We start from the raw sequence: 25,115 nt of genomic DNA on the forward strand, positions 1-25,115 counted from the left end.
TTAAGGAGCAGGCGCAGTCTTTGTCGCATCGCTATATAAATTTCGTAAGAACGGTTGTTATAGCGCTGGTGATTGCGACAGCGCCGCTTTTTGCTGCGAATATGATCCTCAATCAGTACGCCGAAAGCCAGGCGCGTTCCGAAATGGAGGCGATGGGGACACGGTATCTGCAGCGGGCCGAGATTTCCATCAGTTCCACGGTGACTGCCCTGCAGCGTCTGGACCGGGATGATATCCAGACATGCGATGCGGCCGACCGCCTGCTGTTCCAGAAGGTGGTTTCGACCGAAGGCGTGATCGATTCCATCGGTCTGGTCGATGCGTCGGGAAAGCGGATGTGCGTCGTTCCCGACATGGAGCTGACGGGAGAGGCGATTCTGCCGATCCTGCGCCAGGATGGCCCGCTTGTCGGTATCGGTATGCTGGATCGCAGCTTTCAGGGCGCGCGCGCGGCGGTTATCAGTTGGGATCTTCAGAATTCCTACCGTTTGTTCGCCGAAGTGACCCCGGCCGCCATCGCGATCGACCCGGGGCCGGAATTCCTGCGCGCCTACCGCCGGTCGGAAATCCGCCTCGGTAACGATCTGCTCTGGTTCTCCGCCGGCGGCTACAATTCGGAAGGGTCCGATCCGAAGGATACGCTGGTCGTCAATGTGGCTTCGAAGCAGTATCCGCTGCACGCGACGATCGTAGCGCCAACCTCCGCCGCCATTCAGGCCGTCCAGCCGCTCAAGGTCGTGGCGGCAGCAGCCTGCGCGGGGCTCGCGTTGCTTCTGGTGGCGATCGGCGTCTGGATTTCCTGGCGTCCGGAAAGCGAAGCCAACGACGAATTCATCGCGGCGATCCGTAACGGCGAGTTTATTCCCTATTATCAGCCGGTGATGGATATCGAGACCGGCAAGCTGCGCGGCTGCGAAGTGCTGATGCGCTGGCGGCGACCGAACGGCATGATCGTGTCTCCGGGCCAGTTCATGGCCTACGCCGAAAGCAATGGCCACATCTTCGACATGACCCGCCACATCATGATCCAGACGACGGAAGAGGTTGGTGAGCTTTACGGAGAGAACCCGGACCTGAAGCTGTCGATCAACCTGTTTGCCGGCCACTTCCTGGATCGCCAGATCGTCTCCGATATCCAGCAGATCTATGAAAAGTCCAACATAGCCTATCAACAACTCGTGGTCGAAGTGACCGAGCGCCATCCGCTCGACGACATGGATCGGGCACGCAAGATCATAGCCGAGTTGCAGGCTCTGGGTGTCCGCGTCGCGCTCGACGACGTGGGTACCGGTCATGGCGGGATGGCCTATCTGCAGAAACTCGGTGTGGACATCATCAAGATCGACAAGATGTTCATCGACACCATCGGCCTGGACGACAATTCCACGACCATCGTCGATTCCATGGTGGAACTCGCGGACAACCTCGGCATGGGCATCATTGCCGAGGGGGTGGAAACCGAAGAGCAGATCGAACGGCTTCTGGAACTCGGCGTGACTGCCGCGCAGGGATACTATTACGCGGCCCCCATGCCGGCGTCCGAATACATCGCTTACGCCGAGCGTATCGAAGAGGAAGAGCGCGAGCGGGCGCGGCTCCAGGCGGAAGCGGATGCCGCGGAAAGGTCCGCCGAGAACGGGGCTATGGACGCCGCCTGACCTATGTTCACCGAAAAGACCGCACGCGCGAATTCAGATCAAGTCAAGAATTCGAATATTGTTAGCAAATCAGACGCTTGAGGGATTTTCCTGAATCGGAATTCTAAGCCGGTTCAATCCGATAGGGTGTCTCGAACCAGACTTCTTCCAGGTTATCGCCATTGCCGATCCTGTCGATCACGCAGAAAAGGCCGGGGTCCGATAGCGGTGTCAGCACGCCGTGCCAGGTGTTCCGGAAGAAGTTGATGCCCTGGCCGGGTTGCGTGATGAAGGCACGCGGCCGTCCGGGCCGACCATCCTCGTCCGGGCACACGACGACAAGAAACGGTTCCTGCGTCATCGGAACAAAGGCCTGGCTGCCGAGCGGATGCCGCTCAACCATGTCGAGCGTGTAGGGCAGTGTGCGTTTCTGCGACAGGAACAGACTGACACCGGCACGCGCGTCACTGCCCGTGAAATCGAGTGCGGCGAGGTCATGATAACGGCCGCACAGGCCCTGGTTGATCAGCTTGTCCGGTTCGCCGACCGCTTCGAGGATCTCGCCGAAGGGCGCAAAGGCTTCCGCTGTCAAAGGCTCGGTCTTGATGGTCTGGGTCATGATGGTCTGGGTTTTGGGGGCCTCAACGCAGCTTCATATGCCGGTTGACGTCCTTGTAGAGAAGGTAGCGGAACTTGCCCGGTCCGCCCGCGTAGCAGGCCTGGGGGCAGAAGGCCCGCAGCCACATGTAGTCGCCGGCCTCCACCTCCACCCAGTCCTGGTTCAGCCGGTACACGGCCTTGCCTTCAAGGACATAAAGCCCATGTTCCATCACATGGGTTTCGGCAAAGGGAATGACAGCGCCCGGCTCGAAGGTGACGATGGTGACATGCATGTCGTGACGCATGTCGTTGGGGTCGACGAAGCGCGATGTCGCCCATTTGCCGTCCGTTCCCGGCATCGGGTTCGGCGTCACGTCCTTTTCGTTGGTGACGAAGGCAGACGGTGTATCTATGCCTTCCACCTTCTCATAGGCTTTCCGGATCCAGTGGAACCGGGCAGGGGTTTCGCCGTTGTTGCTGACCTGCCAGTCGGCTGCCGGCGGAATATACGCGTAGCCGCCCGGCTCCATCGAAAACACCTTGCCGAACAGCGTCAGCGTCAACAGACCGTCGACCACGAAGAGGACAGCTTCGGCTTGCCTGTCGGTTTCCGGACGGGTGCTGCCGCCGCCCGGTTGAACTTCCATGATGTACTGGGAGAAGGTTTCCGCGAAGCCGGACAGGGGGCGGGAGATCACCCAGGCCCGGGTCTTGTCCCAGAAGGGCAGGTTGCTGGTGACAATGTCACGCATGGTGCCCTTGGGGATCACTGCATAGGCTTCGGTGAACACCGCGCGATCGGTCAGAAGCTGGGTTTGCGGCGGATGTCCTCCGGTCGGCGCGTAATAGGGGCCTGACTGATTTGAACTGTCCATCTGCTTTTTCCTTGGGTGCGCCCGGGGTGGGGCGGGAAATTCTCAAAGCCTTTGTAGGTATCTGCACCCGGTGGTCAAGCACTTCCGGATGTGATCTCCTGAGAGCCAAGGCCAAAGCCACCAACGGAGGAAGCCATGCCGGATATTTCCGCGAAATCAGAATGCCAGACCGTGATCACGACCTTCGAAATGACGCCGGGCACCTGCTTCGATCTCATGGAAGAGCTGAAGGACGCATACGAGAGCTTTATCCGCCATCAGCCCGGGTTCATCGGCGCGGGGCTCCATGTCAACGACGCCCAGACCCGCATCGCCAACTACTCCCAATGGAAACGGCGCGAGGATTTTCTGGCCATGCTCAGGTCTGACGAGATGCGGGAGCGTAATCGCCGGCTCAGCGCGCTGTGCAAGAGCTTCGAGCCGGTGATGTACGACGTCGCAGCGAGTTTCGATTAGAGCATCGGGCGCTAGCTCGTCCCGATCTGCAGGAACCACATCAGCGCGCTGATGGTGAAGAACGACAGGATCGTCATGGCGAACATGGCCAAGGCTGCGGTGTTCTCCTGACCGTAGCTTTGCGCCAGGATCGGATAGGTCGCCATGGCAGGCGTGGCGACCATCAGCAGGCCTGCGGTTTCCAGCATGGGATTTCCGGTGCCGAGACCGAGCGCTGTCAGGATCGCAAGACATATCGCAAGGACGGCCGGCATGAGGATCAGTTTGCCGAACACCACGGCGGCGATCTTGAGGTTGACGGCGCCGAGCGGCAGGCCGGCCAGCGTCCCGCCGATGACGATCAGGGAAACTGCAACGCTGGAAGATGCGAGCAGGTTGATCGGCTTCGAGACGATGTCCGGCAGTTGCCAACCGGAAAGCGAAATCGCCACGCCGAGCACAATGGCGATAATGAATGGATTGCGGAGCACCTTGATGGCAATCTCGCGGCGCATTTTCCGGCTGATGCGGCCGTCGCCGCTGGCGCGTTCGGCCATGACCAGGACCAGCGGGATCATGACCAGGGTCTCGACGATCATGTTGAGCGCGAGCGCCGTCCCGGCGATGGAGGGAAGGGCCATCAGCACGATCGGATAGCCGATCAGCCCGCTGTTGGAGCAGGACATCCCCATGCCGTGAAAGGTGCTTTCCGCCCGCGACATCCGAAAACCGCGCTTCGCAAGGTGGTAGCCGGAGAAAAAGAGGATAAGCGAGGTGACCAGAAACGCGGCCAGATAGCTGGTGTTGAGAACTTCGCCCGGAGACCGGCTGGAAACAGCCCGGAAGATCAGGGCAGGTACGGCGAAGTTGATCACGTATTTGCCCAGCACCCTCAGTTCCGGGGCGGCAAAGACCTGTTTCACGACGGCGAAATAGCCCGCGGCGATCAGGGCGAAAATCGTGCCGCTGATGGTCAAGACATTGAGCAAGAGGAAACGTCCCGGATAAGGTATTCGGTCCGTGCTATGCCGCTTTTGCGCGGCGGTGGCAAGGCCGCTAAAGGCAAAAGAAATAGGTGCGGCGCGTTTCCAATGGGCAAGGCAGGGGGCAATTGCCTTGAAATGACGGCCGGCGCAGTTTTAACTGAAAGATCTGCAGTCAGGGGTTGCGAAAGGCCGCGATCACGGAGGCGTCATGGGAAAGAACATCGTCATCCTGTGCGACGGTACGTCGAACGAGGTTTCCGCGGACCGCACCAATATCCTGCGCCTGTTCGGAACGCTGGAAAAAAGTGATCGCCAGATCGTGTTCTACGACCCGGGCGTCGGCACGTTCGGTGCAGAAAATTCTGTCTCCTATTATTATCGCAAGGCGGTCGAGATCTGGGGGCTCGCGACCGGCTGGGGCCTCGACGTCAACGTGAAGGAAGCCTATCGCTTTATCGTCTCCCATTATGATCCGGACAAGAAAGGCGAGGATGCGGACCGGCTGTATCTGTTCGGTTTCAGCCGGGGCGCTTACACGGCGCGCGTTCTTGCCGGTTTCATCCGGGCTATCGGCCTGATCCCGAAAGAAAACCTGAACCTGCTCGACTACGCCTACCGCGCGTACAAGGACATCGGGCTGAATGTGGACAGCGGGAAAAAGGACGAGGAGGGGGATTCAAGAGCCGCCTTCGCGGAAATCAATCTGTACCAGCGGATTCTTCAGCCCAAGATACTGCCGATCAAGTTGCTCGGGCTGTTCGATACAGTCGGCTCGGTAATCGAATCTGGCCGTTACGGGCCACGTTTGCGGTCCCATGCCTTCACCCGCACAAACACAAGTGTGGAGCATGTCCGCCACGCGCTCGCGATCCATGAGCGCCGGACCATGTTCCAGCCGCAACTCTGGTCGGCCGGAATTGACTTCCGGCCAATACCGTTCATCGACAAGGGCGCCGTTCCCCAGGACGTCAAGGAGGTCTGGTTTTCAGGCGTCCACGGCGACATCGGCGGCGGTTATCGGGAAAAGGACAGCGGCCTGGCCAAGGTCACGCTCGAGTGGATGATCGAGGAAACAAAACCGTTCGGGCTTCTCTACAAGACCAGGACCGTCAACGACATCGTGCTCGGCAAGAAGAAGAACAGTTCGTATGTCGCGCCGGATGCCAAGGCCGAGCGGAATGAAACCATGAATGCGGCCTGGTCCGTTCTGGAAATCGTCCCGCGCAAACGCAGTGAATATTCCGTGGCTGCCGAAGATGGGCAGGGGGGCTGGTACATTCCCATGGGCCGCCCAAGGACTATTCCGGAAGGGGCCTGGATCCACAAATCGGTCAAGGAACGTTTCGACGCCGATCCCGAAGAGCGCCCGAAAAACCTGCCCACAACCTTCAATGTGACTGCGTCTTAGATCTGCAGAGATCGGAATGGGATCGTGAGCCGGCTGGTTCAGAACGGTATGGTGAGCTGAAGCGAGCCGCCGTAGGACTTGAATCCGGGGGCGCCCAGACCATCGAAGAAGCCCTCTCCGCTCACTTTGATCCCACGCTGTGGGGCAAAAAGGATTGCTCCGCCCTCGACGCGCGCCCGGATGTCCTGATCGGAAGAGGCGAGCAGGGCATTGGTCGGCGTGGCATCTAGAAGCTTGTCGAAGTCGTAGATCCCGGAAATCGACAGATAAGGAGCAAAGAACAGCCCGTCCTGCGTCTGCAGCGTCATGGAGACCTTGGGGCCGAAGGATAACCGTCCCAGGTCGAAGGCCTGGCTCGGGATCGTGTTGCCCAGGGTATCCACGTAACTTTGCTGCTCCTCCCAATAGTAGGTGAGCTTGGCGAACGGATTGAACGTGAACCTGCCGGCCGTAAAGTCCCCGGTCAGGCCGCCCTGAAGCAACAGGCGATCCGTCGTGAAGTCGTCGGTAAAGAGCCCGAGCGCATTCACGCTGTTGTAGGACTGGCCGTATGTGGCACGTCCGTCCAGATAGAGGTTCTGATGCACGCGCACCACTGCGTAGGGACCGGCCATCCAGCCCACCCCGTCCGCGGCCGTATTGGCCGCCGAATTGGTTTCGTCGGTGATATCGACTTCGCCCATCAGGCCGATGAGGGCGGTGTCTCCGTAACGATAGTCCACGCCGCCGAAGAAAATGCCGCTTTGGGTATCATCGTTGCCGTTCTCCGTTCTGGCATAGGTGCCCTGGAGCCAGACGTCGAAGCCGGACCGGGGCGACGACCGGGAAGGGGCGTCGCGGGGCGTGTCGTTGCTGGCAAGGACGGTGCTGGTCACTTCATCCGTTTTCGAACGTGGGGATGCCGAATAGCCCAAAGGGGCGCTTCCGGCACTCTTGTTGTCGAACTGGTTGAAAACGGCGAAACGGTCTGCGCTGGGCGGTTGATGGGCCCCGTTCGGAGACCCCTGTGGCGACTTCAGCTTGTTGGCAAAGGCTCTCAGGCTGAATTGGAAATTGGCCGTCTGAGCATAGGGCGTGACGTTGAAGAAAACGCCGTTGAGGCCGCTCTGACGACCGAAGGGGCCGATGAGACGGCCCGCGAGATCCGGCTGCTGGGAGACGATCTGGTCTGCGCGATTGGTGACGAAGGAGGCGATCACTTCCTTGGTCTTGGTGATGTCAGCCGAAGAATCCCGGGTGTTGGTCAGGGAAAAAGTCGTGCCGGTCAGGCCCGCAGCGGCTGCCGTGACGCTATAGGCCGCAAACGAACTTCCCCCGAGATAATCGGACGTCGTTGCGTTCGCGGTCATTGTGGAACTGGTCGCGGTTCCGTCGGGCCCGGTCGTCACCGTCTCCGTATTGGTGCCGGTAGACGCGAAGGTCAAAGACGCACCGGAGGCTGGTGCGGTGAAGGTGACGCTGACACCGGGAATGCCGTTTCCGCCTGAATCGACCGCCTTAACCACGAGCGGCGCTCCGAAATCGGCGTTGATCTCGCTTGTCTGGTCGGTTCCGGATAGGGCCGACAGGGCCGTGGCGCCGCCGGCCGAACCGCTGGCCGTGATGTTGTACGGGTTCTCGTCGCCGTCCGTGTTGGCGAAATTGAAGGCGAAGCTGAAGGCGCCGTTGGCGGTCGGTGTGTAGTTGATCACCAGGGTCGTGGTGCCGCCGCCGGACGCGACGGTGGTCGCGCCGAGGGTGAAGCTGTTGACGGTGACATTGGTGCTGGCGCTGACATTGCCGCCGACCGTCGGGGCGGTGACGGTGAGTGCCGCCGTACCGGAGTTGGTGATCGTATAGGTGACAGTGGCCGCGCTGCCTGGCGTCGGTGTACTGGCAAAGGTATCCGTTCCGCCATCTGCGACAGCGCCGCCTTCGGACGAGGAGACGGCGATTTCAGGCGCCCCGGACGCCGAGCCGCTTGCGGTGATGTTGAAAGGGTTCTCGTCACTGTCGTCGTTTGCAAAGTTGAATGCAAAACTGAAGGCGCCGGCCGCAGTCGCCGTGTAATTGACGGTCAGCGTCGTGGTGCCGCCGCCACTGGCAACGGTGGTTGAGGCCAGGGTGAGGCTGTTCACGGTCACATTGGTGGTAGCGGTGACATTGGAACCGACGCTGGGCGTTGTGACGTTGAGCCCCGCCGTTCCCGAATTGGTGATCGTGTAGGTGACGGTGGATGCACTGCCGGCCGCCGGTGTACTGGCAAAGGTATCCGTGCCGCCATCCGACACAGCTCCGCCTTCCGACGAGGAAACGGCTATTTCCGGTGCCGGCGCCGCGCCTGCGGTGCCGCTAGCCGTGATGTTGAATGGGTTCTCGTCGCTGTCGGTGTTTGCGAAGTTGAAATCGAAGCTGAAGGCTCCCGCCGCGGTCGGTGTGTAATTGACCACCAGCGTGGTCGTGCCGCCACCTGCCGTCACGGTTGTCGAGCCGAGGGTGAGGCTGTTCACGGTGACGTTGGTGGTAGCGGTGACGTTGGCACCCACGGTCGGCGTGGTGATGGTCAGGGTATCCGTGCCGGAGTTGGTGATCGTATAGGTGACCGTGGTTGCACTGGTCGCGGCCGGCGTACTGGCGAAGGAGTCCGTCCCGCCGTCGGCGACGGCGCCGCCTTCTGACGAGCTGATCGAGATCTCGGGCGCTCCGGTCGCGCTTCCGGAGAGCGTGAAGTTGTAAGGGTTCTCGTCGCCGTCGTTGTTGGTGAAGCTGAGACCGAAGGAAAAGGCGCCTGCCAGCGTTGGTGTGTATTGCACCGTGAAGGTGGTGGTTCCGCCGCCGCCGGTCACGGTGGTCGATCCCGGCGCGGAGATGGAATTGACCGTCACGTTCGTCAGTGTGTTGGAAGTCGCAGTGGCAAGTGTCAGATCACCCGTTCCTGAATTCGTCACGGTAAAGGTCAGGTTCACGGCCGAACCTGCTGTTTGCGTTCCTTGCCCGAGCGTTCCGCCGTCTGCGATCCCGCCCTGTCCTTGGCCGGTCTCCGCGACCGCGATTTCCGGTGCACCTGTGGCGGTTCCAGAGAGCGTGAAATTGTAAGGGTTCTCGTCGCTGTCATTGTTGGCGAACGTCAGATTGAAGGAGAAGGCACCCGCGAGCGTTGGCGTGTATTGCACCGTGAAGGTCGTGGTTCCGCCGCCGCCGGTCACGGTGGTCGACCCCGGTGCGGTGATGGAATTCACAGTGACGTTGCTCAAGGTGTTGGACGTCGCGGTCGCAAGGGTCAGATCCGCTGTTCCGGAGTTGGTCACGGTGAACGTCAGGGTGAGGGCGCTGCCCGCGGCTTGCGTTCCTTGCCCGAGCGTTCCCCCGTCGGCGACAGCACCCTGGCCCTGGCCCGTCTCGGCAACGGAGATTTCCGGCGCGCCCGTCGCGGTTCCGGAAAGCGTGAAGTTGTAAGGGTTCTCGTCGCTGTCGTTGTTGGTGAATGTCAGGTTGAAGGAAAAAGCGCCGGCAAGGGTCGGTGTATATTGCACCGTGAATGTGGTGGTTCCGCCGCCGCCTGTCACGGTGGTCGATCCGGGGGCGGAGATGGAATTGACGGTGACGTTGCTCAGCGTGTTGGACGTGGCGGTGGCAAGCGTCAGATCGGCCGTTCCGGAGTTGGTGACGGTAAAGGTCAGGTTCACGGCGGACCCTGCCGTCTGCGTTCCTTGCCCGAGCGTTCCGCCATCGGCGATCGCGCCCTGTCCCTGGCCGGTCTCCGCGACCGATATCTCGGGTGCACCGGTGGCGGTGCCGGAGAGCGTGAAGTTGTAAGGGTTCTCGTTACTGTCGTTGTTGGTGAATGTCAGATTGAAGGAAAAGGCGCCGGCGAGTGTCGGCGTGTATTGCACCGTGAATGTGGTTGTCGTTCCACCCCCGGTCACGGTGGTCGATCCCGGTGCGGAGATGGAATTGACGGTGACGTTGCTCAGCGTGTTGGAGGTGGCGGTCGCAAGCGTAAGGTCGGCCGTTCCGGAGTTGGTGACGGTGAAGGTCAGGTTCACGGCCGATCCGGCGGTCTGTGTTCCTTGCCCGAGTGTTCCGCCGTCGGCAATTCCACCCTGTCCCTGACCTGTCTCCGCGACAGCGATCTCGGGCGTACCGGTGGCGGTGCCGGAGAGCGTGAAGTTGTAAGGGTTCTCGTTGCTGTCGTCGTTGGCGAACGTCAGATTGAACGAGAAGGCGCCGGCAAGTGTCGGTGTGTATTGAACGGTGAAGGTGGTGGTTCCGCCGCTGTTGGTGACGGTGGTCGAACCCGGAGCGGAAATGGAATTGACGGTGACGTTGTCCAGCGTATTGGACGTCGCGGTCGCTATTGTCAGGTCACCCGTTCCGGAGTTCGTCACAGTGAAGGTGAGGTTCACGGCCGATCCGGCTGTCTGCGTTCCTTGCCCGAGCGTTCCGCCGTCTGCGATTGCGCCCTGTCCCAGGCCGGTTTCAGCGACGGAAATTTCCGGAGAGGCCGGACCACCGCTGGTGCTGTTGAGTGTCAGGGATGTCGAGCCGCCGCCCGGAAAGACCAGATTGAAGCTGAAGGGACCGGTGCTGTCCGTTCCGCTGACGGACATCGTACAACCGGTATTCACATCGCATTCGGGAGATAGGAAGGTGCCCGAGCCGTTGCCGCTGGCGGCCCCGCTGACCGTCGCGGTCGCGCCATTATAAAAGGCCAACAGGACCTGATATGTGGATCCGCTGACAAGGCCGTTGTTCAGGATCTCGATTTCGACGGGCGAACTATAGGATGTGGCACAGGTAACGGTATCAAGGTCGACCGTTATTTCGTTGCCCGGTGTAATGGTATCACCGTCGCACGGAAAGGTGGCGGCATTGCCATTCCCGCCCAGCACCAGGCTGCTCAGTACAAAAACAAATGCAAACCCAAGAAGATAAAATATCTTCACGTGAAATTGCTCCCGGTTCAGTCTTCTCCGGCAGGAAGATGGCCATCTTCTCGCCGTTTCCCGGAGACCTCCTCTTTAGGTCCGGGAAAGAAAGTTCGGCCGGCGCCGCCGGCCTCAAACGCATCCGATGGGATCTGAGTTTACGCCCGTTCATAGGGTGAGCACAGCTAGGGATCTGCTATTTTTATTGTTACTACTTTTGAGACTCATAACGTTAGGTAAGTTTAATTCAATAGCAAATCATGTCGTAAAAACAGATTTTTAAAATTCGATAATGCTTGTTGCTTTAATGCCATATGGAAAAGGAAGCGATTTATAGCCTGAGAGTATATGAATAACTCCGATTTATCTTCTTAAGAAATTGATTTTTTTATGGTATTTATCGATATATCCGGCTTTGCCGTAATTACTGCGATGGCTCTTTTCCGATGCTCTGACTTCCCGGACGTGCATGTGGATTAAGTAATAAGTGTAAAATCCAAATAATAATACAATATAATCCAAGTTGTATGTGGCTAAAGTATAACGGCATTAATATGTTTAAAGTGTTTTCAAATAATTTTCAGAAGGCGACACGAAAGATTGCGTTGCGTAATTAATCGCTATAAGGTTGCATATATCGTCAGAAATCACATCTGGCAAGGGGCTTTCTCTACGTCCGCTTTTCAAGGTCGGAATGCCCGGAATCGACAGGGTTTGCAATTTCTGGGAGGGAATATGTCAGAGCCTTTTCTTGCCGAAATCCGGATGATCGGGTTCAATTTTGCCCCCAGAGGATGGGCTTACACCGACGGGCAGATCCTGCCGATCAACCAGAATCAATCGCTGTATTCGCTGTTGGGCACGACCTACGGCGGCGACGGACGCACAACCTTCGCTTTGCCGGATCTGCGCAGCCGAACCCCTATCCACAGAGCGGAGGGGCATGCGCTCGGTCAGAAATCGGGCGCAGAGACCATAACCCTGACCGTTGCTCAGATCGCTGCCCACACGCATAGCGCCAAGGCGCAGCCGCTTCCGGGAAATCAACGGATTTCCGAGGATCGATATCTGGCAAGTCCGTCCCAGGACACGGATCTCACCTACAGGGAACCCGAAGCCGGTACCATGGTCGCCTTACGCGGTGGAACGGTGACGAATGTTGGTGGAGGACAGGCGCATAACAACATGCAGCCCTTTCTGACTATCAGCTTTTGCATCGCCCTCCAGGGGCTGTTTCCGTCCCGCAATTAGGCCGTGAACCAGGGAGAAAAAGAATGTCCGAACCCTTTGTGGGCGAGATCCGTATGTTCGCGGGCAATTTTGCGCCGCGCGGCTGGGCATACTGCGACGGCCAGTTGCTTGCGGTTTCCCAAAACGATGCGCTGTTTTCTCTTCTGGGTACGATCTATGGAGGCGACGGCCGGACCACGTTCGGATTGCCGGACATGCGTGGACGTATTCCCCTTCATCAGGGGGAGGGGCCGGGATTGAGCCCGCGCCGTCTGGGCAGCAAGGGAGGGGCGGAGAAGGTAACCCTGACCGTAAACCAGCTTGCCAGTCATTCGCACGATTTCAACGCCAGTAGAAACGCGGCGACCGCCAGCGATCCGACCGGCAGGGTTCTCTCGGATGTCCTGGGTTTCAATTTCTACCGTGAGGCAGACCAGGATACGAGCTTGGGAGCCGACGCGATAGCGAACACGGGCGGCAGCCAGCCTCATACGAACCTGATGCCGACATTGTGCGTGCATTTCATCATCGCGCTCGTCGGCATTTACCCGAGCAGGCACTAGGAGGGGCTGGACATGTCAGAACCGTTTGTCGCGGAAATCAGGATATTCGCTGGCAATTTCGCCCCGCGCGGATGGGCCTTTTGCGACGGCCAGCTCTTGCCGATCGCACAGAATACGGCGCTTTTCTCCCTCATCGGAACCGTGTACGGCGGCGATGGCCGGTCGACGACGGCCCTGCCGAACCTTCAGGGGCGTGCGCCCATGCACCCCGGACGGGGACCGGGGCTGACGTCCCGCCGGCTTGGCGAAAAGCTGGGAGTGGAGACGGTCACCCTGACAGAAGCTCAAATTCCAAGTCATCGGCATACGCTGCGTGCCGCAATGGCTACCGGTACAAGTTCGGCGCCGTCGAACACGACCTCGATGGGCGGCTCTTTCCCGATACAGGTTTACAATGCCGATGCCGAGAACCTGAGCGATATGGCGGCGGAAACACTTTCGACGACGGGTGGCAGTCAGTCGCACGACAACGTGCAGCCTTATCTGGTGCTGAATTTCATAATTGCGCTGGTCGGGCTCTATCCGTCCCGCAGTTAAAACGAGACCGTGTTCGCTCCGGCGTCGCAGCGCCAGCCGGGCACGCCATGGCTTTTAGGCCGCGGACCGGCAATGCGGTGCGGTCCAGTCAAAAGGATGATCGACATGTCCATCGACGAAACCATCCAGGAGGAAATTCTTGCTTCAGGCCTCGTGTCTCCCTCCTATTTCCGTATTTTCGTGGGAGCCATCGATGGGCAGGGCCATCTGGTCTACAAGGATCAGGTGAATGAGAATGGACCCTTCGCCGACAATTTCACACAGCTGACCGACAATACCTATAAACCGGCCACGCTTCGCGCCGCCCTGACGATGGAGGGGTACGTTTCACTTATTGCGGAAGCCACGGGCACGCAAAGCCTCCTCTATCTTGCGGAAAGCCCCGGGAGCGAGGCCACGAACCGATTCCGGAAACCCGTGGATCTGGGCAAACCTTCGTCGGTCTCCGCCTTCCAGGATACCGTCCTTCTGCGCGGCCTGAACGGGCTCAGCAATGTGTTCGGCTTAGGTGCCGACGATACCATCTGGTGGAAGTACAAGAACTCCTACACGGTCGGACAGGAAACGGTCACGACGATCCCGCCGGGAACCGAAACGCCCATAGAGGTCACTGTCGCGGTGGCGAAACCACCCACCCAGCCCTGGTCCGACTGGCAACAGCTGCCCGGCGCGCTGAAGACGGTCAGGGCGACCAATAACGCCGACGGCCGGATCATTCTGGTCGGCCTGAACGAGGCCCAGGTGCCGTACCTCAACTTCCAGTCCAGCGACAGGCCGTTCCTGCCCGAAGGGTGGGAAGGCTGGCAGGACATTCAGGGATCTCTTTCCGGTTTCGAGCAGATCGAAATTGCCATCGACGGCGATGGATTTGTCTACATTTTCGGCCGCATCGGAGCGAACATCTACAAGAAGGTGCAGACGGAAATGTCCGGGAACGTGTTCACGGACTGGCTGCTGTTTGCCGCATTCGACCTGCCGATCCAGACCTTTGCGGTCGGCGCAAGCTCGAACGATGGTCTCTATCTTGCGGCCCAGGTCGGTTCGGGGGCGGGAAGCCCGATCTACGGCATACGTCAGACGACGGGAGCGCACTCGGCCTGGACGACGCCGACGGTGATCGCATACGCGCCGGGGAACCTGGAGCTCAATCTCTATGGTGAGGCCGACCAGAAGCTGATCCTGTTTGCGCTGGATACCGAGTCTCGCGAATTGAGCTACATCCTTCAGCAGCTTCCCGACCATTGGTCGGCAAACTGGACCGGGCTCGGATCGTTTGTCGCCGATTTCACGGTAACCCATGACATCACACCGACAGGCGCATGACGAACCGCAGGCGGGATCCGGCTTGAAACGTCCGCCCCGCAGCGGACGTGCGGCCGCGCACGGCCTAAGCTACCGGGACATGAAGACGTCGGACATGCCGTTTCTGACGCTGCTCTACCGGACGACGCGGGAGGCGGAACTGGCGCGGACGCCCTGGAGCGAGGGCGAAAAGCGCGCCTTTATCGACATGCAGTTTCGTGCCCAGCACGATCATTATCAAAAGCATTACCCTGACGCGCTCTGGCTGATCGTCGAGCAAGCCGGCAGAGCCATCGGGCGGCTTTATCTGGAGCGGTGGGACACCGAACACCGCATCATCGATATCGCCCTGCTGCCGGCCGTGCGCGGCAGGGGCATGGGCGGCGCTATCCTGAGCGATCTGCTGGAGGAGGCGGCGGCGGAAGGCAAGAGCGTCGGGATCCACGTGGAAAAGTTCAACCCCGCCATGTCCCTTTATCGTCGCCTCGGATTCCGGCCGGTCGAGGACAAGGGCGTTTATGATCTCCTGATGTGGCGGGCCGAACTCGCAGCCGGATGAAAATCGTCAGGTAAAGACCGACTCGTACTGAAAGCCGTCCGTCTTTTCCGCAACGGGGACGATAAACAACTCGTGCTCGCCAAGCTCGGCTTGGGAGAACCGGTAGATGGATTGCGGCAGGAACGGCTCGCTCGGCCCCTGCCAGAGCACGGAAAAGGCACCGCCTTCGCGTTCGCCCGACCCCATCTTCTTCACTTCGACCAATTTCAGGACCACGGGCGGCTCGCTTGAGACGACGGTAAAAGTTCTGTCTTTCAGTTCTTCAAAATTGGTAATGGTCAAATATTCTGTCGCCGGCATGGGAACTCCCTAAAATTGTATGGAATTTCCGAGTCATCGGAGGTTGTGAAGGTACACTAGAGCATCGGACTCTAACGGGACAGGCCGGAAAGTGCGATACTGAACTCGGTTTCCTCCGCTTGGATGGCAGGAGAACCGGCTCCGGAACCCGGGCTTACGCATGGCGGGCCTTTGTGACCAGAACCGCCAGTTCCGATTGTCTGCTGACGCCGGTTTTCTGCATTGCGGCCTTGAGCTGATTTCGAATGGTGTAAATACTCACGCCGCGCTCGTCCGCGAGTTCATTGAGCCGATTTCCGTTAGCAATGCCCATCGCGATAGCGGTTTCGGCTTCGGTCAATCCGTATCGCTTACGCAATATATGCCCGTTCGGGTCGGCATTGCGGATTGGGCTGATCGTCACGAGAAGGGCTCTCCGCCAATACCCCAGCGACAGAGGAAAGGGCGAAACGGCGTGCATTTCCGGCTCGAACACGACCATGCGGCACATGTAGTCCAGACCGTCCGGCGGAGCCTGTACCCGGATCCGGGAGCTGACCGTGGATCTGCCGGTCATCAGGGCGAGTTGGCAATGTGCGAGTTTTTCAGCGGCTTCGGGATCCTGGAAGTGAACCCGGCCCGCATGATCGTCCCGCAGGATGTTGCCTTCCTGCAGCAACTTCAAGGCAGTGGGGTTCGCATAAAGCAGAAAGCCGTTTTCCGCCAGCAGCATAATGCCCGCATTGCCGGTAACCGTTCCATCTAACAACAGATCCTTTTCCAGGGACTGTCCGGCAAGAACCCGGCTGATTTCGAATGCTTGCTGCAGGTGGGGCGTGATGAGCCCGACCGTCTGCAGCCAGGCGGCTTCCAGCTTCTCCTCGTCCTTCAGCCGGATATTGCCGCCGAAGGCGATCATCCGGGTCGCGTCCTTGAAGATCAGTGCCCCGCCGCCGGCCGCGACATCCTCCTGCGGGCGGACCCAGTCGTTGTAGAATTCGGTTCCGAACAATGTCTGTTTGGAACACATGCGTTGGGAAGGAATGACAATACCGGATTTATGCGCCGCAAAGCCCGGGGCCCAGGAGTTTATCTCGCCGTAATACCGGTTGTAACTTTCGATGTAACCGGGCTCGTAGCCGGCGGCGGTGAGGCCCAGGGACAGACCGGCGGGGATGTCGTAACCGAACAGATGGGTGCGCACACCGCCGGTGACCCGGGTCAGTTCCTCCAGAAAGCTCTGCCAGCCATTCTGGTCGAAAACAGCCGCGTAGATCAGACGCGTCAGGTGCGCATGGTCTGCCAAGCTGATCGGATCGTCCGGCAAGTCTCTTCCCCGTAAAGCACTTGTGGATAGCTTATCTTATACGCTGTTCCGGAAGCCGTTCTTTTCAAAAATAATTACAAGCCGAACCGCAGGGCAAGCATCCGCGGTACGGATCTGGTTTTGTTTTCCCGATACCGAACGCGGTCAGGCAGGGTCCTGTTTATTGCGGTTGATATGAGCCAATTGGTTGGCAGAAGACCGGCGGATATTTCGCTGTTTTTCCCGGCTGCGATTTTTTCCGATTGAAACCGTGTGGTTCGACAGATTGTTATTCGAATGCTGTGCGAAGCCTGCCTGACCGCAACTGCGTGTATCTGCCCTGCGAAGCGGGCTGGCAGAACGGGGAAGCCCGCCCGACATTTCCGACGGGCGGGCCTTCAGTTTTTCGAGCCTTACGCCGCCCGGGCGGGTTCGCCTTCCTCCACCAGCGTTTTCACGCCGGCGAAGTCGATCTTGCCGGAGCCGAGCACCGGGACCTTTGAGACCACGCGGACCTCCGCCGGCACCATCAGATCCTGGGCGCCGCGGGCCTTGGCATGGGCGAGGAACGCGGCCCGGTCGGCGGTGGAGCAATCGGTGATCAGCACCAGCCGTTCGCCCTTGCGCTCGTCCTTGATCGCCGCCACGGCGGAGAGGTGCTCCGGCCACAGGTCTCCGGCGATCTCTTCCACGGCCGCCAGGGACACCATCTCGCCGGCGATCTTGGCAAAGCGCTTGGCGCGGCCCTTGATGATGACGAAACCGTCCTCATCGATTTCCACCACGTCACCGGTGTCGTGCCAGCCGTCGACCAGGGGCACGACCACGCCCGGATTGTCGGCCAGCAGATAGCCGACCATGACGTTCGGGCCGGAGATATGCAGGCGCCCGCCGTCCTCCACGCCCGGAACGGTCTCAAGGCGCGCGGACATGCCCGGCATGAGTTTTCCGACGGAACCGGCCTTGTTGTACATGGGCGTGTTGATCGCGATCACCGGGGCGGCCTCGGTCACGCCGTAGCCTTCCAGGATGCGCAGGCCGAAGCGTTCCATATAGGTCTGGCGCGTGGACGGCTTCACCGGCTCCGCCCCTGCAAAGCAGTAGCGCAGGGAGCGGAAGTCGTAAGGATGGGCCACGCGGGCATAGCCGTTGAGGAACGTGTCCGTGCCGAACAGGATCGTCGCGTTGGAGGAATAGATCAGCTCCGGCACAATGCGGTAGTGCAGGGGCGAGGGGTAGAGATAGGTCGGCACGCCGGAGACCAGCGGCAGGATCGTGCCCGCCGTCAGCCCGAAGGAATGGAACATCGGCAGCACATTGAAGAGCTTGTCGCTCGGCGTGAAGTCGATGCGCGCTGCCGCCTGGGTGGCATTGGCAAGCACGTTCCGGTGGCTCAGGACCACGCCCTTCGGCTGGCCTTCGGAGCCGGAGGTGAACATGACGACGGCGACGTCATCGGCGGTACGCTTGACGAATGGGTGCATGCGGGTCAGGCGGCCGGCGATCTTGTCCGCCATTCCGATCTCCTTGCGGACATCGTCCAGCCAGATGAACTCAACCTCCTTGCCGACTTCCTCCACCAGCGCGTCCAGCTTGGCCTGGGTGATGAAGGTGCGCGAGGTCAGTACCTTGCTCACCTTGGCGGTGCGGCAGGCGGAGATCACGTTGCGCGCGCCGGAGGTGAAGTTGATCATCGCCGGAACCTTGCCCGCCGACATCAGGGCGAGCGTGGTCACCACCGTGCCGTTGGCATTGGGCAGCATCACGCCGACGGTTTCGTCCTCGCCGGTAATCTTGGCAAGCTTGCGAGCCAGAACGGCGGTGCCGGTCAGGAGCTTGCCGTAGGTCAGGTGACCGGAAACCGGATCCTCCACGGCCGTTTCCGACAGGCCGCGTTCCTTGGCCGTTGCGATCACCTTTTCGACGATGGTCTGGTCGGAGGACAGGCTGGTCTGGAAGATCAGGTCGGACATGATCTCGTAGAGCCTGGAGCCGGCAGCCGAACGGCGCTTGCGGCCCTTCAGCTCTTCCGCCACGGTCAACTCCTGCGGTTCCATCACGGTCACCCTCACTTTCGGGAACAGGCGCTTGCGGATCTGGTTCGGGTTCAGATAGGAGAACGGCGTCTTTTCCAGGCCGTCGATGCGGATCGGCACGATCTTGGCGCCGGTCTTGTCGGCCACCATGGCCGCGCCGTCATAGACCTTCATCAGGCTGCCGGTGACAGTGATCCGGCCTTCCGGGAAGATCGCCATCGGCTCGCCGGAATTCACCACCTTGATCAGCGAGCGGGTCGCCATCGGCTTGGCCGGGTTGACCGGCAGGGCATTGGCGAGCCTCAGGAACGGCTTGATCCAGGGGCGCTGGGCCACGTGATAGTCGATCGCGAAGGTCGGGGCCTTGTCGGTCAGGGTCAGTGCCAGGGCCGCGTCCAGGTAGCTGACGTGGTTCAGCGCCAGGATCGGGGCCTCGCCGGCCTTTTCCAGGTTCTCCAGCCCCTTCACCTCCATGCGGAAGAAGGCGCGGTAGATGATGGAGACCAGATCGCGGAACGGGTCGGTCGGCAGGGTCTTGAACATGACGACGGCGGCGACACCGTTCAGTCCGGCCAGGATCAGCATGACGTCGCTGACGCCGAGACCGATCTTCTGGGCGCCGGCCAGCGCAACGCCGCCTGCGACCATGACGGCGGCACCGAGCGCATTGGCGCCGGCGATGGTGCGGGCGCGGTGTTCCGGCTTGGCCCAGGTCTGCAGGGCGGTGAAGGTCGGCACCACCAGCATGGCGCCGGCAATCGCAAGGCCGGCCATGTCGATGGCAATGCGGGTAACGCCGGGCTGGGCGACGAAATCCATCAGAGAACCGGAGGCGGCGGTCACCGCGAAGCCGTCGAGGGCGAAGTGAATGTCCAGGCAGAAGCCGGTCATCAGCACGGTGCCGAAGACGGCGGGCAACAGCACCACGCGGCCGGCGCAGAACCAGGCGGCGATCGCCGAACCGATGCCGATGGACACGGCGAAGACGGTCAGGAAGAAGGTGACCGCGGTTTCCCCGCCGCCCATGACGTCCTTGACGATCACCGGCAGCACGGACATGACGACGGCGCCGACCAGCCAGAACCAGGAGCTCATCAGCGCGACCTTGAACAGGCGGCTGTCGCGGACGAGATCGGCCAGGATGTCCCAGGTGGACTTCAGCACGTTCCAGTCGGCCTTCAGATCAGGGGCTGCGATGCGCGTGGAGGGGATCTTGCGGCTGATCATGTAGCAGCCGACGGCGAGCGCCAGCATCACCGGAGCGAAGGTCAGCGCGACTTGCCCTTGCGCGAACAGCAGTCCGGCGGAAATGGTGCCGCCAAGAATAGAGAGGAAGGTGCCGGCCTCGATCCAGGCATTCGCCCGCGGCAGCTCTTCCGGCTCCAGGTGATCGGGCAGGATGCCGTATTTCACCGGGCTGAACAGCGCCGAGACCGTGCCAAAGACGAACAGGGCGGCAAACAGCACCGGGATCGACTGGAGGGCCATGCCGGTGATGGCAAGGACGGCGCCGCCGATCTCGGCGAGCTTCAACTTTCTGGCGACCATTGCCTTGTCGCAGCGGTCGGCGATCTGGCCGCCGAGTGCGGAGAGAAACAGGAACGGTGAAATGAACACGGCGCCTGCGAGCGAGATCAGGGCCGCGGAGCCGTCCGCCACTTGGAACAGGATCAGGAACACCAGCGCGTTCTTCAGGAAGTTGTCGTTGAACGCGGACAGGAACTGGGTCCAGAACAGCGGCGCGAAGCGCTTCGATGTCATCAGCGAGTTGGTCATGGTGTCCTCTTTGCCGGATCCGGGCCGCTAGCCTGGAGTTCTCGCGTCCTTCCTCAAGGCAGAGCGCAGAGACTGTAAAAAATGCAGACTAGCAGCCGGGTCGTTTACTGGGGGTTGATGTCAGGCCTTGCTCGAGGTGCCGACATCCATCAGCAGCCTCTCGGTCCGGGCGTCCTCGATCCGGTTGTGGAATTTCATCGCCTCTTCCCGGTCACGCAGGGTCTTGGTCAGCGTGACGGAGGAATGAACCAGCATGAATGCGGCCATGGCGTAAAAGCCCTTGGCGGCGAAGCTGGCTTCCAGGTTGAAGATGCCGATGGCCATCATTGCGGCGGAAATGCCGAAGCTCACCATGGTGAACAGGGTCCAGGGCTGCGAATGCTTGGGAGTGGGGTCTTGCATGGGTAGTCTCCTTTTATTGAGCGGTTCAGGATTTTGCGATCAGGATGGGTTTGGCGGCTTTCAGCCGGTCCAGCACGGCGTCGGCGGAAGACCGCACCGGTTCTCCGCAGCCGGCATCCGCAAGACGGGAGATCAGTTCCTTCGGCCGGTCGAGGGCGGAGAGCGAGGCCAGCGCCTCGTCGGCCAGCATGCCGCGCTCCTGGCGGTCCCTGATACGGAGCAGCGTGTCTTCGGCTTCCGTCAGGGACGATTGCCGGACGGCGGCACCCAGCGTGCTGGCCGTGCGCACATGCTCGCGGACATTGGCAACCCGCTGGCCGCGTTCCAGTTCCCGCAGGCGGGCTTCGGCCCGGCGCAGGTTGTCGGTGAGGACGGCAATGTCGGCCTCGAAGGCCGTGACCGCCTGGGTGAGGGCGGCGTGCTCGTCCTCAAGAACGGCGATGGCTTCGGCCGCATCGCGTGCCAGCGGATCCGCGCCCTTGGCAAGCGCCGTCTTCGCGCGGGTCTCAAGGTCCGCGATTGCCGAGGCGACGGTGCCGATGCGCCGGCGGTCCTGTTCGTTCTGCGCCCTGGCCAGCGCGACCGCCTTTCTGGCGGCACGGACGGCGGCGCCCGCGTCGCGGATCTGGGCGGAGAGCAGGGCGAGGTCGTTGCGTTCGCTTGCCTGCTCCACAGCTCCGTTCATCAGAGCCTTCAGTGTCGATATCAATCTGTCGATCATGGAACCTCCAAAAGATGAACAATGTTCACCATTTGACAAAACCATGGGTTTCCTCCAAGGTCAAGAAGAAAGTGAACCTTGTTCAATTTTTTGATCGGAGACTGGTTAATGGCGGGCGTGCAGAAGGCCAAGAGCGAGGAAACCCACCGGCGCATCCTGGAGGCCGCCGTCGCGCTGATGGAGGAGGGTGGGCTGAACGCGGTCCAGATCCGCGCCGTCGCCGCAAAGGCCGGCTATTCGGTCGGCTCCGTCTACAAGCACTATGCCGATATCGACGCGCTGATTATTGCGGTCAACGCAATCACGCTTAGCCAAATCCGCGACGCCATGACGGCGGCCACGGAAGGGCTCACCGATCCGGTCGCGCGGCTGAAGGCGCTCGCCCATACCTATCTGGATTTCGCGCGGGCCAATGTGAACCTGTGGCGCGGCCTGTTCGACCATCACCTGGCCGGAGCCAGGGAAATCCCGGAAGAACACCGCCAGGAAAACATCGCGCTGCTCGCCTTCATCGGCCAGGAGATCAAGACGCTGGAGCCCGCCATGGACGACGCAGCCCTCGCCGCCCGCACAAGAACCTGCTTCGCCGCTGTCCATGGCCTGGTCACCATCAGCCTCGAGGATCGCTTTATCGGCCTGTCTGAGGACACGTTGCCGGTGGAGATGGATTTCCTGGTGGATCGTCTGGCGGGACGATGAGGGGGGAAGCGTGGTTTTTTTTGACCGGTCGGCTCATGCAGTCGGGCGCTTTCTGTCCGGAACGGCGAGTCGTCCGGTCTGCCCCTGATGCCTGGTCATGCTCTCAGCGAGCGGAAGACTGTTTGCACTGCCGAATGAACTGCTTGAGCTCAGCCACCTGATTTGCATCGCCTGCGGCACCGTCAAGAATATCCGGGGAAATGTCGCCGCATTGCATCACAACCTCATCCGCCTTGACCAGCCGGTCGAAGAAATCGGTATCCGGCGGCAATGAGCCCATGGGTTCGTAGTGGCCGGTTTCGTCATTGAGCTGCCACCAGATATTGATGTCGAAGGGTGTCCCGTCCAGGGTGAACCGCAGCCTGTCGGGTTCCTCGGGATTTTCTCTTTCTTCGTCGACGAAATACATCGGCAGAACCCACGTATCATCGCCATTCGCGCGGCAGAGAAACTTGATGAGGGAAAACGTTTTTTCCGATAGGTCAGGCTCCATCCAGCCAAGTTCAGCGGATGTGCCTTCGTCCAGGTTTCCCGGCTTGTAGCGCCAGAAGCCATTTGTTTCGGGCAGCGCGGCGGGCCCCTCTGCCGTTTGCGGCTTCGCGCTCCCGTCCTCAGGCTCTTTCGTCAGATGCTGCGGCAGGGTGATCTTGGCCTGCGGGCGAAGGTCCGGCGAACTTAGTCCTCCGGACACGAGTGCTGCGACCTGGGCGTCGGAAAGGTCGCTATAGGTGTTCAACATGTCGCGCGTCATGCCGGATGTCTGGAACAGCGTGGCAAAGCCTTGCGGCCAGAATTCGAAAACGGCAAAATCCGATGTCGAACGGGAGGTCATCCACAAGACCGTCAGATCCGGCACGCCGTTTCCCGTCATGTCGCGCGGACCGTCGATCTCGAACGGCATCATGCCAATGTCAAAACCGATGCGGAAAACCGTCTCTCCGTTCAGGGAGATCGAATAGGTCTTGTCCTCATCCACGATCGAGTAGCCCTTCGGAGGCGCCACATTTTCTGCAGCCGTTGACATTGAAACGCTCGCACTCAGTGCGAAGGCAGCTATAGCGATCTCGAGTGGGCGGCAGGCCATGGTAATCCTCCTCTCAGCGGTGAGCGTTGGGTTTGTGGACGATTTTCACGTCTTTCCTATGCGCGTTCTGCGCGTTTTTCGGGGAGGGACAGGATCGGGAGCCGGTTCCCCTTCTGATCCCTGTCTCAGAATTGAAGGCCTGACGAGAAGTCCGTGATTTCCGAGGTCAGCGACAGGACTTCGTCCTTTTTGATCGCTTGAAACCGATCATGGATCTTGCGGTTCTCCTTAAGGCATGTCTCCGCAACATCCGACCAGTAGTCGGCATAGGCCTCCATCATCCTGATCGTGGTCGTCTGATCCTTGAGGAGAGAGGCATCCTTTTGCGCCTGCCGTTGCCAGGACGCCAATGTCCTGGGTAGGGCGAAAAGCGAGCTCTCCAGCGAGTAGCCCTCAAGCCCGGCATACATGTCGGTGGGGATGACATTGGTCCAACTGAGGAAGGATTGGACCGTAATCGTCCCCACATTGTTGATGAAGTTGAGTTTGAGATCCTCGACGGTATGCAGGAAATGGTTATTCTGGGTCAGGGCTACCTTGTGAAGCTCCACATAGGCCGTTGACAGCTCCTCCAGGCGGCTAATTTGGTCGATTGCGGCGTCAGCTGGGGTTGCCGACAGGGACAGAGAGACATTGTCCTTGTCCGCCATCTCCGCCTGAAGATCCTGCAGCGAAGCCCTGAGGGACTGCCATTGCTGCCGTGCCAGCGGCACGATGCCCTTGAGAAGATTTTGCGACAGGGCTTCCATCTGACCGCTCAGCCGGTCCAGCATCCAGCCAAGCCGGTCATCCTGCTCGCCGCTCGCGGTGAAATAGGGGCTCTGGTACCAGACGGTGGCTTCGACCTTGATCGGCAACACCAGGGAATAGTCTTTGAGTTCCGGCTTGCGCCCCTGTGGCTTCCGTTCGGTGTAGACCCATTTATACCCCGTGGCCTTGCCGCTCGAATCCAGGATTGCCCGGCTTGTGAGAAATTTTTCCCTATAGATGATTTCAGTGGTTTGAAGCTGAAGGTTGGTGCCATCGGAAACGGTTCCGTGAACGGCTCCCGTATAATAGCCAACCCAGAATGGCTTATCCGGAGTGGGGGCGTTGCCGGGCGCAATTCTCTTCGTATGCGCCTCGATCTCGCCCTCTATTTTCCCGGTCAGAACACCATCCCTGAATGTCCCGGTCATGGTGAAATGTCCGGTGTATTTGTGTTCCTTGATCGTCGACACCACGGCCCACTCGCTCGTAACCGTCTGGCCGCGAAACCTGTAAACAATGGCGTCCCGTTGCGTATGGACGTTGTAGCCGTTTGCGGATTTCTCGGTTTTATCCATCGCGGGAGCGATCACTAGATCGAAATCCATCGGCGAGCTGCCCGCTGCCGCGGCCCCGCCGCAGAACAGCGAGAGCGACAACAACAAAGATGGGATGGAAAGGATCTGCCTGGACATGGGAAACCTGCGCCTCAATCAATTCTCCCTGTGTGGCGATGTGTGCATATATATCAGGCGCAGAAGTAATATAAAATAAGTAGAATGTGATATGTCGCTTTCTGAAATTTACTTTAGGTAATAATTAGAATAAATAAGAGTCTTATTAATAATAAAATAAGATAAGTCTCGATTTATCGGGATATTTTTCGACTTAATGCAGGATAATTCTCGTCTTTACGGTGAATTTATTGAATTTTCGGAAAGAAAATACTTGTCCTGAGCTCGGCAAACGGTTCCACCCGCACCCGATCCTGCTTCACCGCCGTCCACGGCCTGGTCACCATCAGCC

The 25,115-nt window shown here is 60.0% G+C and carries 20 protein-coding genes; 9 read left to right on the forward strand and 11 right to left on the reverse strand.

Annotation, left to right across the window (positions count from 1 at the left end):
• Positions 1–101: 101 nt before the first annotated feature.
• Entirely contained in the window at positions 102–1,658 is a 1,557-nt protein-coding gene (locus ACN0SO_RS01380) for an EAL domain-containing protein (protein ID WP_417673752.1), read from the forward strand.
• Between the two features lie 103 nt (positions 1,659–1,761).
• Here the strand turns inward: ACN0SO_RS01380 and ACN0SO_RS01385 are convergent, their stop codons facing one another.
• Positions 1,762–2,256 (reverse strand): ureidoglycolate lyase, encoded by a 495-nt coding sequence (locus tag ACN0SO_RS01385; protein WP_417673754.1) that lies wholly within the window; start codon positions 2,254–2,256, stop codon positions 1,762–1,764.
• A 22-nt stretch (positions 2,257–2,278) separates the two neighbouring features.
• Positions 2,279–3,112 carry a bifunctional allantoicase/(S)-ureidoglycine aminohydrolase gene (locus ACN0SO_RS01390; protein WP_417673756.1) on the reverse strand — a complete coding sequence of 278 codons (834 nt, stop codon included), beginning with the start codon at positions 3,110–3,112 and terminating at the stop codon, positions 2,279–2,281.
• A gap of 135 nt (positions 3,113–3,247) precedes the next feature.
• Between ACN0SO_RS01390 and ACN0SO_RS01395 the strand changes: the two genes are divergently transcribed.
• Positions 3,248–3,568, forward strand: coding sequence for an antibiotic biosynthesis monooxygenase family protein (locus ACN0SO_RS01395; RefSeq protein WP_417673758.1), 321 nt, complete (start codon positions 3,248–3,250; stop codon positions 3,566–3,568).
• An 11-nt stretch (positions 3,569–3,579) separates the two neighbouring features.
• Here the strand turns inward: ACN0SO_RS01395 and ACN0SO_RS01400 are convergent, their stop codons facing one another.
• Positions 3,580–4,536, reverse strand: a complete 957-nt coding sequence (locus ACN0SO_RS01400) for an AEC family transporter (protein WP_417673760.1) — start codon at positions 4,534–4,536, stop codon at positions 3,580–3,582.
• A gap of 205 nt (positions 4,537–4,741) precedes the next feature.
• On the opposite strand from ACN0SO_RS01400, the gene ACN0SO_RS01405 reads away from it, so the two are divergent.
• Positions 4,742–5,941: a T6SS phospholipase effector Tle1-like catalytic domain-containing protein gene (locus ACN0SO_RS01405; RefSeq protein WP_417673762.1), complete on the forward strand. Its 1,200-nt coding sequence runs from the start codon at positions 4,742–4,744 to the stop codon at positions 5,939–5,941.
• A 38-nt stretch (positions 5,942–5,979) separates the two neighbouring features.
• Here the strand turns inward: ACN0SO_RS01405 and ACN0SO_RS01410 are convergent, their stop codons facing one another.
• Positions 5,980–10,866 carry a beta strand repeat-containing protein gene (locus tag ACN0SO_RS01410; RefSeq protein WP_417673764.1) on the reverse strand — a complete coding sequence of 1,629 codons (4,887 nt, stop codon included), beginning with the start codon at positions 10,864–10,866 and terminating at the stop codon, positions 5,980–5,982.
• A 717-nt stretch (positions 10,867–11,583) separates the two neighbouring features.
• Between ACN0SO_RS01410 and ACN0SO_RS01415 the strand changes: the two genes are divergently transcribed.
• From ACN0SO_RS01415 to ACN0SO_RS01435, 5 genes are all read left to right on the forward strand, one after another.
• Positions 11,584–12,099, forward strand: coding sequence for a phage tail protein (locus tag ACN0SO_RS01415; protein ID WP_417673766.1), 516 nt, complete (start codon positions 11,584–11,586; stop codon positions 12,097–12,099).
• A gap of 23 nt (positions 12,100–12,122) precedes the next feature.
• Positions 12,123–12,641 (forward strand): phage tail protein, encoded by a 519-nt coding sequence (locus ACN0SO_RS01420; protein ID WP_417673768.1) that lies wholly within the window; start codon positions 12,123–12,125, stop codon positions 12,639–12,641.
• Positions 12,642–12,653: 12 nt separating this feature from the next.
• A complete protein-coding gene (locus tag ACN0SO_RS01425) occupies positions 12,654–13,178 on the forward strand; it encodes a phage tail protein (protein ID WP_417673770.1) in 525 nt (174 codons plus the stop codon).
• Positions 13,179–13,283: 105 nt separating this feature from the next.
• Positions 13,284–14,501, forward strand: coding sequence for a hypothetical protein (locus ACN0SO_RS01430; protein WP_417673772.1), 1,218 nt, complete (start codon positions 13,284–13,286; stop codon positions 14,499–14,501).
• Between the two features lie 22 nt (positions 14,502–14,523).
• Positions 14,524–15,039 carry a GNAT family N-acetyltransferase gene (locus ACN0SO_RS01435; protein ID WP_417673774.1) on the forward strand — a complete coding sequence of 172 codons (516 nt, stop codon included), beginning with the start codon at positions 14,524–14,526 and terminating at the stop codon, positions 15,037–15,039.
• A 6-nt stretch (positions 15,040–15,045) separates the two neighbouring features.
• Here the strand turns inward: ACN0SO_RS01435 and ACN0SO_RS01440 are convergent, their stop codons facing one another.
• From ACN0SO_RS01440 to ACN0SO_RS01460, 5 genes are all read right to left on the reverse strand, one after another.
• Positions 15,046–15,339 carry a DUF6916 family protein gene (locus ACN0SO_RS01440; protein WP_417673776.1) on the reverse strand — a complete coding sequence of 98 codons (294 nt, stop codon included), beginning with the start codon at positions 15,337–15,339 and terminating at the stop codon, positions 15,046–15,048.
• A gap of 154 nt (positions 15,340–15,493) precedes the next feature.
• The gene (locus tag ACN0SO_RS01445) at positions 15,494–16,645 is read right to left on the reverse strand and encodes a helix-turn-helix transcriptional regulator (RefSeq protein WP_417673778.1); all 1,152 of its coding nucleotides are present in this window, start codon (positions 16,643–16,645) and stop codon (positions 15,494–15,496) included.
• A 392-nt stretch (positions 16,646–17,037) separates the two neighbouring features.
• Positions 17,038–20,436, reverse strand: coding sequence for an acyl-[ACP]--phospholipid O-acyltransferase (locus ACN0SO_RS01450; RefSeq protein ID WP_417673780.1), 3,399 nt, complete (start codon positions 20,434–20,436; stop codon positions 17,038–17,040).
• Positions 20,437–20,556: 120 nt separating this feature from the next.
• Positions 20,557–20,838, reverse strand: a complete 282-nt coding sequence (locus ACN0SO_RS01455; RefSeq protein ID WP_417673782.1) for a YiaA/YiaB family inner membrane protein — start codon at positions 20,836–20,838, stop codon at positions 20,557–20,559.
• Between the two features lie 25 nt (positions 20,839–20,863).
• Positions 20,864–21,559 carry a PspA/IM30 family protein gene (locus ACN0SO_RS01460; RefSeq protein WP_417673784.1) on the reverse strand — a complete coding sequence of 232 codons (696 nt, stop codon included), beginning with the start codon at positions 21,557–21,559 and terminating at the stop codon, positions 20,864–20,866.
• Between the two features lie 108 nt (positions 21,560–21,667).
• Here ACN0SO_RS01460 and ACN0SO_RS01465 point away from each other — a divergent pair, with 108 nt between their 5' ends.
• Entirely contained in the window at positions 21,668–22,258 is a 591-nt protein-coding gene (locus tag ACN0SO_RS01465; RefSeq protein ID WP_417673786.1) for a TetR/AcrR family transcriptional regulator, read from the forward strand.
• Between the two features lie 103 nt (positions 22,259–22,361).
• Here the strand turns inward: ACN0SO_RS01465 and ACN0SO_RS01470 are convergent, their stop codons facing one another.
• Both ACN0SO_RS01470 and ACN0SO_RS01475 read right to left on the reverse strand, forming a co-directional pair.
• Entirely contained in the window at positions 22,362–23,282 is a 921-nt protein-coding gene (locus ACN0SO_RS01470) for a hypothetical protein (protein WP_417673788.1), read from the reverse strand.
• A gap of 185 nt (positions 23,283–23,467) precedes the next feature.
• Positions 23,468–24,784 (reverse strand): hypothetical protein, encoded by a 1,317-nt coding sequence (locus ACN0SO_RS01475; RefSeq protein ID WP_417673790.1) that lies wholly within the window; start codon positions 24,782–24,784, stop codon positions 23,468–23,470.
• Positions 24,785–25,115: the final 331 nt, after the last annotated feature.

It is taken from the genome of Roseibium sp. (assembly GCF_048260565.1).
GTDB lineage: Bacteria > Pseudomonadota > Alphaproteobacteria > Rhizobiales > Stappiaceae > Roseibium.

Bases quoted from the DNA above. Each gene is read 5' to 3' on its own strand.
- ACN0SO_RS01455 (WP_417673782.1), bottom strand. From the start codon at position 20,838: ATGCAAGACCCCACTCCCAAGCATTCGCAGCCCTGGACCCTGTTCACC.
- ACN0SO_RS01415 (WP_417673766.1), top strand. From the start codon at position 11,584: ATGTCAGAGCCTTTTCTTGCCGAAATCCGGATGATCGGGTTCAATTTT.
- ACN0SO_RS01440 (WP_417673776.1), bottom strand. From the start codon at position 15,339: ATGCCGGCGACAGAATATTTGACCATTACCAATTTTGAAGAACTGAAA.
- ACN0SO_RS01385 (WP_417673754.1), bottom strand. From the start codon at position 2,256: ATGACCCAGACCATCAAGACCGAGCCTTTGACAGCGGAAGCCTTTGCG.
- ACN0SO_RS01395 (WP_417673758.1), top strand. From the start codon at position 3,248: ATGCCGGATATTTCCGCGAAATCAGAATGCCAGACCGTGATCACGACC.
- ACN0SO_RS01380 (WP_417673752.1), top strand. From the start codon at position 102: ATGATCCTCAATCAGTACGCCGAAAGCCAGGCGCGTTCCGAAATGGAG.
- ACN0SO_RS01475 (WP_417673790.1), bottom strand. From the start codon at position 24,784: ATGTCCAGGCAGATCCTTTCCATCCCATCTTTGTTGTTGTCGCTCTCG.
- ACN0SO_RS01470 (WP_417673788.1), bottom strand. From the start codon at position 23,282: ATGTCAACGGCTGCAGAAAATGTGGCGCCTCCGAAGGGCTACTCGATC.
- ACN0SO_RS01460 (WP_417673784.1), bottom strand. From the start codon at position 21,559: ATGATCGACAGATTGATATCGACACTGAAGGCTCTGATGAACGGAGCT.
- ACN0SO_RS01405 (WP_417673762.1), top strand. From the start codon at position 4,742: ATGGGAAAGAACATCGTCATCCTGTGCGACGGTACGTCGAACGAGGTT.
- ACN0SO_RS01430 (WP_417673772.1), top strand. From the start codon at position 13,284: ATGTCCATCGACGAAACCATCCAGGAGGAAATTCTTGCTTCAGGCCTC.
- ACN0SO_RS01450 (WP_417673780.1), bottom strand. From the start codon at position 20,436: ATGACCAACTCGCTGATGACATCGAAGCGCTTCGCGCCGCTGTTCTGG.
- ACN0SO_RS01420 (WP_417673768.1), top strand. From the start codon at position 12,123: ATGTCCGAACCCTTTGTGGGCGAGATCCGTATGTTCGCGGGCAATTTT.
- ACN0SO_RS01425 (WP_417673770.1), top strand. From the start codon at position 12,654: ATGTCAGAACCGTTTGTCGCGGAAATCAGGATATTCGCTGGCAATTTC.
- ACN0SO_RS01465 (WP_417673786.1), top strand. From the start codon at position 21,668: ATGGCGGGCGTGCAGAAGGCCAAGAGCGAGGAAACCCACCGGCGCATC.
- ACN0SO_RS01390 (WP_417673756.1), bottom strand. From the start codon at position 3,112: ATGGACAGTTCAAATCAGTCAGGCCCCTATTACGCGCCGACCGGAGGA.